Source organism: Candidatus Roizmanbacteria bacterium CG_4_9_14_0_2_um_filter_38_17, from assembly GCA_002788855.1.
Taxonomy (GTDB): Bacteria; Patescibacteriota; Microgenomatia.
Genome location: PFSB01000028.1, coordinates 1 through 13107 on the forward strand (window position 1 = coordinate 1; position 13107 = coordinate 13107).

Genomic DNA, 13107 nt, shown 5'->3' on the forward strand with positions numbered 1-13107 from the left:
GGAAGAAAATTAGCAAAAGGTTAGCAATTTGGATTGGATGTTACTTGATGCAATGAATGGCCGTTTGTTCGGATTCTCTCGTGATGCATAACGATCTAAGCAACACAATAAATTTGGCAAGCGAATTAAGTCTTTACGAAAAAAGAAAAATATGACACAAGAAGATTTAGCTTTTGAAATAGGCGTAGACAGAAGCTATATGGGATTTATTGAACGAGGAGAAAGAAACCTAACTTTGGAAAAAATAGCAAAAATTGCCAAAGCATTAAGTGTTTCTCTATCAGAACTATTTAAAGGTATATAAATAGTGAGTAGCGGGGTGGGGTAAGTTTATGCGTTATCGTATGCTCTCAAGTCTGGAATGTAGATATACGCATTCTACCTCTCAATATGGTACTTACATTTAGAACTGGCGATTATATGTCACAGCGGCTTGCTATGCTATAATTTTGTGATGTTTAGGCTTGCACAATAAGAAAATAGTATAAATTATGAACAAGGACTCTCTGTTTGGGACGCTTTTACAGGTAAGAAAATTAAATCGAGATTTAAGTTATCAGGATGAATGGGGATTACAAGATAGCTCACTTGAGTCATATCTCGCCAGCTTTAAGGACATAATAACTCAAGATGAGCTTGTGCAGATAATGGATAAAAACAAAGGATATCAAGCCACGCTTGATTTAATGGGGTCTGGTAGCGCTTGGGAAGATACATCAGTAGACGCAATTCTAGGAGTAACCCTGTCAGACAAGGATTATTCTATAGATAGAAGAACTGTTCTTGGGGGTGATGTCTTATCTAAAAAAACTTGGAAAAGAATCAGATCATATTTAAATGATAAAGAGCTAGAAGGTTTTAATATTATTACATGCCGTCCCGAGGGGGGTATTCATACTCTGCCTGACAATAAAGATTTATTCGGATATCTATTATCGGAAGCAGTAAGTTTGCTACATGAAGGTGGAGTTTTGCTTACTCAATTACCTGGTAGTCTTTCTCACGAAACCAGTAGATTAGTGTCTCAGCAATTAGTAGAAGACATTGAAGCCAAAATGGGTGTCTCAGTTTATTATCAATCAAGTCAATCTTTTGGTTTACCTAGTAAAATATCAGCAATTAGAGTTGATAAGTTAGTTTCTTGATAAATGTATGAAAAATCGTTTCTACCTTGTTCGTCATGGAAAAACAAAAAAACAAATCGGGGATCCTCCTCTTTCGATAAAAGGAATAAAGCAGGCTCGTAGTACAGCTAAATACTTCAAGTTATTACCAATACAAAAGCTTTTAGCAAGCCCTATTATAAGAACTCAACAGACAGCTCAGTATATTGCTGATGTCCTTGCTTTAGATGTCGTAACGCTTAATCTTCTGAGAGAACGCGTAAATTGGGGAGACGATCCAAATCAGACTTTTGATGACTTTCTAGCTATGTGGCAAAGAGCGTCACTTGAAAGAAACTGGCAACCACCAGTAGGAGATTCATCTTATGCTGCCGGAGAGCGAATATGTAAAATTATTTCCTCAACTCCTGATGAATTAAGTCATATTGTTTTGGTTACCCACGGAGGTATTATTACTGATTTTCTACGAAATGTTTTTGAGGCAAGCTTACTTGATAATAGACTTACAAATTTCAGCAAGGCAAAAGACGGAAGTCTCATTGAGTGTTCAATTACTATAGTAGATTACTATACAGATAAATCAGCTTATGATCTAGTTGAGCTTGGTTCTACGAGTCACTTACATGAGCTTTAGCTTTTTCAATAAATGAATCCCGAATTCTTGTTCAAAGGTATTTAAGTCAGAAAAAACTTTTAGAGAAAGCAGTCTAACAACCCAGTTGTGGCGAAGTGGAGATATGGTCAATATAGGTATGCCTGCATTATGAGCTACCCACATCTCTATTGCAGATCCCATGCTGGCTTCAGGTATAAAAGAGATGAGAAAATCGACCTCTCCAGCTATTTTACAATACCTAAAGAACATTTCTTCTGCTTCTTTGTTGTTGTATCCTAATCTATTAGGATCTGTCAGATCGGGATCAATAATCTCTACATTGGGGAAAATAGTTCTTAAATGAGATGTGATTCGCTCTCTATAATCTTGGGAGTGTATACCAAGTTCTTTCTTGTTTCCTTGCATAATACCAGCAATAAAAATTCTCATTATGTATCTACTATATAGTCTTAGAGAAAAATTGTTGTATTTGTTTTGTGACATATTTAATTTCTTTTTTAGTCAAGAAAGGATGCAAAGGTAGTGATAACGCTTCCTTACTCCATTGTTCTGCTTCTGGAAAAGAACCCTTATTACCTGTGTATGAAAACGATGTAGTAAAGTGAATTGGTTTTGGGTAATGAATTCCAGTTTCGATACCTTGTTCTTTTAGCCATTTCCTTAGATTGTTTCGTTGTTTTGTTCTAATCACAAATAAATGAAAAGAGTGCTCACCAAAGCTACTTTCTAAAGGAAGGGTTAAATTCTTTAATTGTACAAGATTATTGAAATAAATGGTTGCTAGCTGTTTTCTGATTAAGAGCCATTTTTCCAAATAACGCATTTTAACGAGAAGAAAGGCTGCTTGGATTTCATCAAGTCGACTATTTCTTCCCACAAATATACTATCGTAACGATTTCTTTCCCCATACATTCTTAGCATTTTAAGTTTCTCATATGTTCTTTTCGTATTTGTAACTATAGCTCCGCCATCACCTAATGCGCCTAAATTTTTTGTAGGATAGAAACTAAATATAGCCATATCCCCAAAAGAGCCAACGGGCTTTTTTTTATAGATGGATCCAACTGCTTGAGCACAATCTTCAATAAGTAAAATTTTATTTTCTTTACAAATAGATTTAATTTCATTAATATTTGCAGATAAACCATATAAGTGCACAATAATAATAGCCTTCGTTTTATGAGTGATTTTCTTTTTTAATTGTTTTGGGTCAAGGTTAGCTGTATTTCTTTCTACATCTATTAATACAGGTGAGGCGTGACTTAGTGCAACTCCGAAAATAGTTGGATATGAATTTGCGGGTAGAATTACTTCATCCCCAACCCCAATATTATTTGCTTGCAGGGCTAGTGTAATTGCGTCGGTACCTGAGGCACAGCTAACACAATATAGTCTATTGACTTTTTTTGCCATTTTTTCTTCAAACTCAGACACCTTGGGACCGAGTATTAAAAAACCACTTTCTCCTAGTTGATCAAGAGAATCATGAAGCTCGTTTCTAATCACTTTAAATTCCCTGCTTGTTGGGAAAAATGGAACCTTAATCCCAATAGTAGTTTTTGTTTTTTTCATAAAAATTTAATGTTAATTTAATTCCATTTTCTAATGTGGTCATTGGTTTCCATCCAACATATTTATTAAATTTTTCCCAGTTTGCTATGTAACTTCCTACCTCTATTTTTTTCCGATCCTCTGAAAATTCGACGCAACTATATTTACCTTTTCCATATACTGTTATTGCAGTTTTTATAAACTCCTCAAGACTTACTGCTTCACCTCCTAAATTAAATGCTTGTCCCCAAGTGTTATCGGATGCTGCTGATAATAGAAAGGCATCAACAACATCATCGACATAATTTATGTCTCTTATTTGTGACCCAGCACCCATTAGTTTTATTTCATTGCTATCTATTAATTGACGAAGAAACCAATTTAATACTCCTTGTCGTGAATGTTTCATCTGGTGACGTGGACCATAGCAATTAGTAAGTCTTAAAGAAGTAGTTTTTATTCCATATATATGGAAATACAGCAAATGGTATTGTTCACCTGCGATGTTATTTATTCCGTTAACATCTGTAGGAACTTGTGGATGATTTTCATCTACAGGTAGATATGTTGGTCTTCCATATTGATTTCTAGTTCCTGCCCAAACAATCTTAATCAATGGATTATTAAGTCTGCATGCCTCAAGAATTGATAATTGACTGACACAATTTACTTCAAGATCTGTAAAAGGATCGGTCATGCTATCTATGTGGCTTAATGTTCCTGCTAAGTTAAACAATATATCTTTATCCTTTACTAAATAATTTATACTGGGGCGGTCTCGGACGTCGGAGATGTTAATATTTAATTTATTTTTTACCTCCTGAATATTAAATAAATTACCACCGTAATCGGGAATGAGTGAATCAATTAAAGTGACATGTGCTCCGAGCTTTACTAGTGCTATTGCAAGGTTGCTACCAATGAATCCAAGTCCGCCTGTTATTAAAATTTCTTTATTGCTATAAAACTGTTGAAGATGATTCTTTGTCATTTTATACGATTGAATCGATATTTAAGTCTTCTAATGCATACCCTCTTTCCAATGATTGTAGAATTGAGAAGTGTTTCAATACGTAGGTTTGAATATTGGGATTGTTTCTGAGTAAGTTATTCCTATTAAGTCCAAAAATAGTTCGGAGATAAGAGAGAGAACGGAGAGCATGATAAATTAATCTCTTTTGTGGGTAGTTAGGGGATATTTTTCTGGTGATGTTATAACCCCTTAGAAAATCTTTTTTTTGATCATAAAATTCGTTTTTATATGATGAGAAATAAAGCCAATTCTCTATAAAAGCAATGTCTATTTCTGGATCTCCAACTAGAACATCTTCAAGATCTATTAGACTTTTAATCTGCCAAATTCCATTTTCTCCTGAATTTGCAATGAAATTGGCAAATCTAGCATCTCCATGACTCATGCTTAACGAACTACCTAATAAATTTGTTTGGGTACTACCGATTTGATTATGTAAACCTGGAAGAAGTTGTACTATTTTTGCAGGACTGATACCCCCTATTCCTTGATCATTTGACAGCTCAAAAATCTTGCGAGATTCTTCATTAACTTGTTCTAATACATGTTGTATCCAATTGGTGTAATATGCGGGGTTTAACCCCATAATTTCATTATCGGTTAAGTTATCATTTCTGTGAAATGTGCCAATACGATATCCTAAGTCTTGAGCTAAGTTTGTGATATGTTGAGTTCTTTCTTTTTCCATTAAGCGAGATTCTATTGTTTCGTCTAAATTATATCCTTCGACAAATTCTCTTATTAGAAAGCCTGTTTCATTTCCGTCAACTAATTCATACCCTCCATCATACATTTTAGGAATGAGTACTTCTGGATCACCATCAAGCACATCTCTTATTAAAGATTCCTTTTCTATTTTCCACCAATCTGAAGTATCTCGAAAAATTGTAAAAACTAGAGTCTCATGCGAAGGGTTTTGTCCAAAAAATCTAACCTTATAGCTTTCGTTGCTTATTCCACCTTCTAATCTAGAGTATGTGTAAAGGTCGGTCGAAAAGTGACTGTTAATCATTGTTTCAACTGTTTTTTGCATAGCTTACTTTGTTAAACTACATACAAAACTATCAATGATCTCTACTGTATGGTCTAAGCCGTTATTACCAAGTTGACTAATAAATTTTTTACCAACTGATATTTGGTGTTTTTTTATTGATTCGGGAAGTTGTATATACTTATTTATTCTTTTTGCGCAGTCATTTAGAATTTCAGAAGAGTTTTCAAATTTTCTTAGTTCCTCTAGAAATTCTTTCATGATTTTTTTTAAATCTCTTCCTGCTAGTTGCTTATGCTGAAAGTAATCAGAAAAGTGAATAGAATTTGATAGAGTTGCAATACCTTTTTCACGAAATTCATCTAGTTCTACGTAAGCACTGCTATTATATGGAGGTAAGAAAAAAATAGGTTTCTCATAAGCAATAGCTTCTAAAGGTGCTTCTAACCCTGGGTTAATCAAGATATCCTGAGACGATGCAACTTCTTGTAGCCATTGCGCATGTGACAAAATAGTAAATTTGTATATACCGTTTCCATATTTTTTGTCCAGATCTGCCATAATTTTTTCATTACCTGCAAATAACACAGAATCATACCTATCAGTATTAATCTCATTAACTATCAGCTTTGAAAAAGTATAGGGATAGTTACTATCTTTGCCTATTTTGTACCATCCTGCTGCCTCTGTTCCGCCATACGCAATAAGTAATTGTTTTTTTTGCGGATTATTTTTGTAAGAAATGTCTATAATAGGTCCAACAATTACCATATTTTTGATTTTTTGCGCATATTTTTTCATGTTACGTTCATTTTTTACAGAGTTCTGTTGAATATATAAATCAACGTCAAATAAATAATCAGGAATTTCATCCCACCACCAATAGAGCATATCCAACCATATCACGGGTAGGTTAACTTTCTTAGCAAGAATGACACTAGAACGATCTACACTAGAAAGGAGAGCATCGGCCTGCTTAAAAAGATCTTTACCCCAGTTCATAAACTCTTTTGAATCAGTATCAAATCTATAAACTTTACTAAATTTAACTCGGCTGGCTAGTTGATATGCTGTTCCGTCTCCAACAAAGGAGACGTGATGTCCTTTTTCAAGAAGTTTTTCACAAACAGTAATTAACTTACTTACTGGGCCAAATGCGAAATTTTCTGCTATTGCTATTATTTTTGCCATATTAACTTTTTCTAAACTCTAGTACTCTGTATATTTCGTAGCCATAATCTTTTTCTGCAACAATATTTAATGATAAACCTGATTGTTCTACCAGTTTTTCTATATGTCCAAGAGGGTCTACAAAACTTACTTTAGAAGCATTTGAGAAGGTCATAAGTACTCTTCCAGAATCATTTAACCGGCTATGACATCCTTGTATAAATTGCGTTGCTAGAGACATATCTGGGCTGTCAGCAACTGCCATTTCTAAAATAGTTTCAGGAGTGGCAGGAAGCAATGGCGGGTTTGCTATTATTAAATCAAATTTTTCATTTTTTAATACACCTTGCCATAAGTTCCCTACTCTAAAATCAGTTTTGCTGGTTGCTAAGTTTCTTGTTGCATTTTCATGTGCACAAGCTATTGCTTCGGAAGATGCATCCACACCAACAACTTTGCTAGCCTGTTGCTTGACCAATAATCCTAAGACTCCTGAGCCACAGAACATATCTAACACTACTGAGCTATTTTCTGTATTCAGGTTTTCGGCCAGCATTCTTGTGACTTTCGTAAATGCAGGATTAAAAACATTTGGATAAATTACAAGTTGTAAGCCCATAAATTCCTGTTCATAAGGAGTTTTATGTTGAGAATGAAGACTCAATAATTTTTGAGCAGGTCTTAAATCCAAGCTAATGTTTTCAGCTATCATGACAAAATAGATATACTAATTATTGTATGATATACAATGTATAACATTTTCTATATTATATAATAATACTTGATTTATACAAATCGAAAGTTTTATGAGAATATTTTTTTTGGCAAGTATATCTGCTCCATATAAACTCAAGGCAGTTTTTCCATTGATTATTCGGGAAATAGAAGGATATGGTAACGAAGTCATATATGAGCACGTTCTTGATAAGCCCACTAATGTCCAAAAGTTAACCTCGCAACAACTAGAGGAAAGGGCTAAGAGACTTTCAAAGGAAATGTTAAGTTGTGAGTGTGTTGTTTTTGAAGGAACTCATCCTAGTACAGGATCGGGTTTTTTACTTTCGCAAGCCACTAAGAAAAACATTCCTACTCTATTTTTAACACAAGAAAAATACTCAGGTTTGTATTTAGCCGATCGTAGTAGACTATTGGTGATTAAATATTATCACCCCGAAAAGAAAAATGATTTTAAATTAATTATTAAGAAGTTCTTAAAGTTTGCTCAGAAAAAAAAGTTGTCAAATAGATTTAATTTGATGATAAGTGATTCTATGAATAAATATATAGGCAAGTGTTCAAAAAATAATAATACGTCGAAAGCTGATTTCTTAAGGAATTTGGTTTATGAGAAAATGAGGAATGAGAATGCGAAATAGTAAATATATTCAAATACACAATAACTTAACAAACATAACAATTCAATATAACTCTGGTAGTTATTAAAATAGTGAGTAGTGGGGTGGGGTAAATTATTTCAATACAGATCTAAGCGTATCCTCTCAAGTCTGGAATGTAGATATATGCGTTTTGTCTCTCAATGTTGGTTCTAACGTCGTCCACAGTGTGGAGCCACGCTGAACGATCGGCGTATTTTACGATTTCGTCAAAGGGGTTTAGGTAGTCATACTGCACTAAACTGCCATTTAACCTCAAGTTCTGAAGTGTCATCTTGATTAATTGGTGTTTTTCTTCCATTTCAGAACTTTCAAAGATGTTTTTTGCCCGATTAGCAAGGTTTAGCACATGATCTACGGTCAAATAGTAGTTATCTTCGGCATCTTGTAATAACTTGAGCCTTGCGTCTGTATCAGCGATTTTGTTTCGGGTCTGTAGGTAGTATTTGTCATACTCGCTCTTAGTAATACCACCCTTACCAACAAATATTGGTCTAATAATGTGGTGTTTTTCATCACCCGTACATTCAAATGCAAATACCTTTTTGAAGTTGGTTTTTGCAACTATCTCTTTTGCATAGTGCAATGCGCCATTTTCTGCAAAATCGGTAATCGATTTAGTATCAAGTGCTAATTCTGTTTCGCTTTCATCTGTGTAGTGGGCTTGTTTATTTAAGTCTGCTTTATCTTCTACAACTAAGATGAAGTCGCCTGATTTTGCGGTAAATTCTGGAAAGCCAACTCTACCAGTACCCTTTTTGGATGATGTTTTCAGTGCTTCGTGTATTTCTGCAATATTGCTTGCGTTTGGAGTAAATTGAATTTCCGCCGACGTTAGAAGGTTGCCAATATGAAAATCTAATGTTCTTTCGTTTTTATTCATGGTGTTATTTTTTCGATTGCAAAAACTTTTCTAAAACATTTTTTTCAATTCGGTATTGCTTGCCTGCTTTTTTGGAAACCAGCTTGCCCGATTGAGTTTCTCTTTGAGGGAGCAGAATCTGATTTGGAAAAAATTCGTTCCTATGAATACAAATGGGGAGGTAAAAAAGAGCAAATGGTTAGAGCAGATATATCAAAACCCATGGAAGAAGCATTGATTGGTTATTCAAGAACTGCTTTTCAAGCCACAGAGTGCAGGGATTATGCTAGATTTGATTATCGTGTGGGTGATGACCAACAGCCTTACTTAGTAGATATTAACTACAACCCAGGAATTGGTCTTAATACCCACGGATTAAATAATACTCTAACCATGATAGCGAGCTTTGACGGGTATACTTTTGAGGATTTAGTTGAGAAAATAGTTAGAACCGCTGCTACAAGAGAAGGTATATTGTGAAACAAGACAGAGAAAGAAGAACTATTATAATAGCTAACACTGCGGAAGCATTCAGTAAACCTTTGTCTCGTGCTGGTAATACACCAAAAGGAAAACAAAGAATCAATCACGAGCTTGCACTATCACAAAGAGCTTTCTTTTGGGAAAGTGATAATAAGGCAATAGTCACTCCTTATAAAATCCCTAATCTTCTATTTCAAACCAATATGTCTTCGTTAAGTTATCGTAATGTAGATAATTTATTTCCAAAGATAGCGGACATCAACCTTTGCCAGATGATAATGAAGGACAAAAAACTATGGACAAGGTTGATTGGTTTAATTAAGCAAAATCCGTATACTAGATTAACGCCCTATGCTGTAACTCCAGACTTTATAACCCTTGTAAAAGAACTTAAGAAAGAAAATGTTGATTTTGAAGTTTGGGAAAATGAAGACACAAGTAACATTGTTGAATATCTTGATTCTAAGATTGGCTTTAGAGAAGTTTTAGCTACTCAGATAAAAATCCCCAAGGGATTCGTTTGTAAAAGCTCAGAGGAAGTATTTAATAAGGTTAATTGGTTTTTGAGCAAGAATAAAAGTTGTGTAATAAAGGCTAATGTAGGCGAATCTGGTTGGGGAATGTTAATTATAGATAAAGCTAAATTTAAAGATAATAAAAAATTAATACCATATATTAAACAGGAATTTGCTAATGACAATATCTGGCAAGATGAGCTGTTTGTAGTTGAAGAATATTTAATTGTTGATATGAAAATTGGAGGTGGCTCGCTTTCTACAGAGGTTTTTGTATCAGATGAGGATCTTGAAATTACTTATTCCTGTGAGCAGATATTAAGTAAAACTGGCGAGTTTTTAGGAATCGGTGTTGGGAAGAGTGGCTTTTCCAAACAAATACAGATAAAACTTGAAGACATAGCTATGAAAGTTGGGCAGAAATATAGAGACTTAGGATACCGTGGGTTTTTTGATTTAGACTTTGTAATAACTGAAGATAGAACAATATATGCAGTTGAAACCAATACAAGAAGAACTGGGGGTACGCATGTCTACGACCTAGGTAGAAGAATATTTAAGGGGAGTGTGTCTAACTGGGGATACCTTATATCCGAAGACTCTTTTAGATATAGTAGTAAGCAGAATATTCTTTCAGATGAGAAAATTATTAATACCGTAGAGGATCTACTATTTCCAATAAAAGAAAAAAATAATGGAATAGTGATTACTTTAATTAATAACGTAGACCCTATATTGGGCTATATAGTTGTTGCTGACAGCAGAAAGCAAGCTGTATCTTTGCAAAAGAAATTTAGAGACCGTTGGAAATAGAGTGTAGTAGAATATAACTTATGAATACACAAACAAAACTTTTAAAAGTTGTGCCGTTTCAGGAAACACTAGGCGGTGGATACTGTGGTCCTGCCAGCTTAAAAACGGTGTTGGATTACTATGGAATAAACAAGACTGAAGAAGATCTGTCCCAAATATGTGGTAGAGACCCTGATCTAGGAGTGAATGATGAAGCAATAAAGAAAGTGGCTCAAGCTCTTGGTCTGAATGTAGAGATTAAAAATAATGCAGAATTTAAGGATATTGAAGGTTGGCTGAAAAGAAAAGTACCAGTTATAGTTAACTGGTTTTCCAGAGGAAGATATGACTATCCTGAAGATGATGTAGCTGATGGACATTATTCGGTGGTAGTCGGGCTGGACGAAGAGTATATCTATTTACAAGATCCCGAGGTTGGGAGAGTACGCAAAATTGGAAAGGAAGATTTCCTGCGAGTATGGTTTGACTTCTCAACTGAGCACATCACTAATTGGGAAGATATGATTGTTCGCCAGCTGATTGCTATTTATAAGTAGTATTTGGTCTGTATTAATCTCAATTTCTCGGTTGATGAACAAGTCCTTTAAGGGGAGCCACGCTGAGCGTGGCTTTATCCCGCTTAGCGGGAAGCTAACTCATAAAATATATAATTAATTTTAATGTATTATGTTTACATTCTGCATTGTGCTGATGGAAAGCTTTATACTGGATATTCTTCTGATTTAAAGAAACGTATTGAGAAACATCAAAAAGGTTTTGTCAGATCCACTAAGTCAAAGTTATCCATTAGGTTAATTTATTACGAGGCATTTATTGAAGAAAAAGATGCTAAACAGAGAGAACTGTACTTAAAAGGTGGAAATGGAAAGAAAGAAATAGAGGTTATGCTGCAAAGCTATTTTGAAAAGACACCGTGGATAAAATAACAGTCTCTTAATAATATTAAATGTATATATGAAAGATATTCTTGACGCTATTAGAAAAGCGATAAAAGACAAAAATTGGTATGGTGCATTATTTATTTCTCTAGCACTACCTGACATTTGTGGCAAAATTGAAAATCCAAATTTTCTTTCCGGAAAAAGATACAAAGATTGGTTTAATAAATAAAGGACAAGAATCTGGAAAAATTTTAGAAAAGTTTTAATCCGTAACCTTTTCTATTTCCTCTCTGATTTGTGCTATCCTTCGACTTCGCTCAGGACAAGTGCAAGTCTAAAGTTAGAGAAGTTAAATCTAAGCGTAATAGGTTCTAACATCCTCCAACCGGTGGAGCTAATTGGCACTTAATATAACTAAACGAACCTCTTGATAAATTGGCCATTCACTATTCGTATCATTTGTGATACGATTAACAGATATGAATGATACGAATCTTAATGACCGTCAAAAACAGATCTTATCAATCTTAAAACAAAAGAATAGTATTACCCGCCAAGAATTGACAGAGAAAATATCTGCTAAAAAGGGAGTTTCGAGAATAACAATTATTAGAGATTTAAACGATCTAATTAATGATAAGCTTGTCAAAGCAGAAGGAAAAGGGAAAAATACTAGATATGGTTTGTTTGAAACCAATTCTTTACTAAATTATCTTGATCTTGACGGTTATTTTATTGAAGAAGACAGGATAATTAAAAAAAAATTTGATGTTTTCGTCTTTGATCACTTAAACAACTTATATTCTCCAGATGAAATCAGATTGTGGGAAAAGAGCAAGAAAGTTTTTAAAGAGGCTCAAGAAAAACTAGATTTATCAATCTATAAAAGGGAGCTAGAAAGATTTGTTATTGAACTATCTTGGAAATCGTCACAAATTGAGGGAAACACTTACAGCTTAATTGAAACGGAAACCTTGATTAAGCAGAATATTAAAGCGAACGGGCATTCTAACGAAGAAGCTGTGATGATTTTAAATCACAAAGAAGCGTTTGAGACAATTTTAGATAAAAAGAATTCATTTAGAAAACTAGATTTCCCCGACATTATTCAGTTACACCGAGTGTTAACAAAAGGCTTAATAACTTCGGGCATTAGATCGCAAAAAGTGAGAATTACTGGAACACAATACGAACCCTTATCAGACAAACATAAGATTGAAAAGATATTAAGACAATTAATTGAACATGTGAATAAAATTGAATATCCACCGGAAAAAGCATTAGTACTTGCAATAATGATTGCTTACCTTCAACCATTTGCCGATGGGAATAAAAGAACCTCGCGTATGCTTTCAAACGCTGTCCTCATGGCTTACGATTTTCCTCCTTTGTCTTATCGAAACATTAATATTAATGAATATAGAAGCGCAATGATTGTTTTTTATGAAACTAACAATTTGTTTAATTTCAAACGACTTTATGTAAAACAGCTTCAATACGTAATTGAAAATTATTTTCAATTGTAGATAATTTAAAATCGCCAGCTTAAATCGCCAGTTGTCCGAAAATCATCTCATCCCCCGAGCCAGATGGATTGCCTCGGCAACAAAGCGTCTTTTTTTGTTGATTTGTCGGGCAATTCTGCATGTTCGAAAGTTTCTAATGCTTTAATC

At 34.2% G+C, this 13107-nt stretch carries 16 protein-coding genes; 9 read left to right on the plus strand and 7 right to left on the minus strand.

Annotated elements, in window-relative coordinates; all coding sequences use genetic code 11:
- Window positions 1–151: 151 nt before the first annotated feature.
- The 3 genes from CO050_06030 (at window position 152) to CO050_06040 (ending at window position 1758) form a co-directional block, all read left to right on the plus strand.
- Window positions 152–304 carry an XRE family transcriptional regulator gene (locus CO050_06030; GenBank protein PJC30514.1) on the plus strand — a complete coding sequence of 51 codons (153 nt, stop codon included), beginning with the start codon at window positions 152–154 and terminating at the stop codon, window positions 302–304.
- Between the two features lie 187 nt (window positions 305–491).
- The gene (locus CO050_06035) at window positions 492–1145 is read left to right on the plus strand and encodes a hypothetical protein (protein PJC30515.1); all 654 of its coding nucleotides are present in this window, start codon (window positions 492–494) and stop codon (window positions 1143–1145) included.
- Between the two features lie 7 nt (window positions 1146–1152).
- On the plus strand, window positions 1153–1758 hold the full coding sequence (locus tag CO050_06040; protein ID PJC30516.1) for a histidine phosphatase family protein: 606 nt from the start codon (window positions 1153–1155) through the stop codon (window positions 1756–1758).
- On the opposite strand, the gene CO050_06045 is transcribed toward CO050_06040, so the two are convergent.
- Genes CO050_06045 through CO050_06070 form a run of 6 tightly spaced genes read right to left on the minus strand, consistent with a single transcriptional unit; the run spans window position 1744 to window position 7198 of the window.
- Window positions 1744–2169, minus strand: a complete 426-nt coding sequence (locus tag CO050_06045; protein ID PJC30517.1) for a hypothetical protein — start codon at window positions 2167–2169, stop codon at window positions 1744–1746. The two genes, CO050_06040 and CO050_06045, sit on opposite strands and share 15 nt — an antisense overlap.
- 10 nt (window positions 2170–2179) lie before the next feature.
- Window positions 2180–3313, minus strand: coding sequence for a hypothetical protein (locus tag CO050_06050; protein ID PJC30518.1), 1134 nt, complete (start codon window positions 3311–3313; stop codon window positions 2180–2182).
- On the minus strand, window positions 3282–4283 hold the full coding sequence (locus tag CO050_06055; GenBank protein PJC30519.1) for an NAD-dependent epimerase: 1002 nt from the start codon (window positions 4281–4283) through the stop codon (window positions 3282–3284). The genes CO050_06050 and CO050_06055 overlap by 32 nt, the downstream gene beginning before the upstream one ends.
- A gap of 1 nt (window position 4284) precedes the next feature.
- Complete coding sequence (locus CO050_06060) at window positions 4285–5358, minus strand: hypothetical protein (protein PJC30520.1); 1074 nt, start codon at window positions 5356–5358, stop codon at window positions 4285–4287.
- Window positions 5359–5361: 3 nt separating this feature from the next.
- The gene (locus tag CO050_06065) at window positions 5362–6507 is read right to left on the minus strand and encodes a hypothetical protein (GenBank protein PJC30521.1); all 1146 of its coding nucleotides are present in this window, start codon (window positions 6505–6507) and stop codon (window positions 5362–5364) included.
- Between the two features lies 1 nt (window position 6508).
- The gene (locus CO050_06070; GenBank protein ID PJC30522.1) at window positions 6509–7198 is read right to left on the minus strand and encodes a hypothetical protein; all 690 of its coding nucleotides are present in this window, start codon (window positions 7196–7198) and stop codon (window positions 6509–6511) included.
- Between the two features lie 94 nt (window positions 7199–7292).
- Between CO050_06070 and CO050_06075 the strand changes: the two genes are divergently transcribed.
- Window positions 7293–7862, plus strand: coding sequence for a hypothetical protein (locus tag CO050_06075; protein ID PJC30523.1), 570 nt, complete (start codon window positions 7293–7295; stop codon window positions 7860–7862).
- Between the two features lie 109 nt (window positions 7863–7971).
- Here the strand turns inward: CO050_06075 and CO050_06080 are convergent, their stop codons facing one another.
- Entirely contained in the window at window positions 7972–8763 is a 792-nt protein-coding gene (locus CO050_06080; GenBank protein PJC30524.1) for a hypothetical protein, read from the minus strand.
- A gap of 123 nt (window positions 8764–8886) precedes the next feature.
- On the opposite strand from CO050_06080, the gene CO050_06085 reads away from it, so the two are divergent.
- The 5 genes from CO050_06085 to CO050_06105 all read left to right on the plus strand — a co-directional run bounded on the left by CO050_06085 (window position 8887) and on the right by CO050_06105 (window position 12960).
- Window positions 8887–9222 (plus strand): hypothetical protein, encoded by a 336-nt coding sequence (locus CO050_06085; protein PJC30525.1) that lies wholly within the window; start codon window positions 8887–8889, stop codon window positions 9220–9222.
- Window positions 9219–10553: a hypothetical protein gene (locus CO050_06090; GenBank protein PJC30526.1), complete on the plus strand. Its 1335-nt coding sequence runs from the start codon at window positions 9219–9221 to the stop codon at window positions 10551–10553. The genes CO050_06085 and CO050_06090 overlap by 4 nt, the downstream gene beginning before the upstream one ends.
- A gap of 20 nt (window positions 10554–10573) precedes the next feature.
- Complete coding sequence (locus CO050_06095) at window positions 10574–11089, plus strand: hypothetical protein (protein ID PJC30527.1); 516 nt, start codon at window positions 10574–10576, stop codon at window positions 11087–11089.
- A 123-nt stretch (window positions 11090–11212) separates the two neighbouring features.
- Entirely contained in the window at window positions 11213–11479 is a 267-nt protein-coding gene (locus tag CO050_06100; protein ID PJC30528.1) for an excinuclease ABC subunit C, read from the plus strand.
- 434 nt (window positions 11480–11913) lie between these two features.
- The gene (locus CO050_06105; protein PJC30529.1) at window positions 11914–12960 is read left to right on the plus strand and encodes a hypothetical protein; all 1047 of its coding nucleotides are present in this window, start codon (window positions 11914–11916) and stop codon (window positions 12958–12960) included.
- The last annotated feature ends 147 nt before the right edge of the window (window positions 12961–13107 follow it).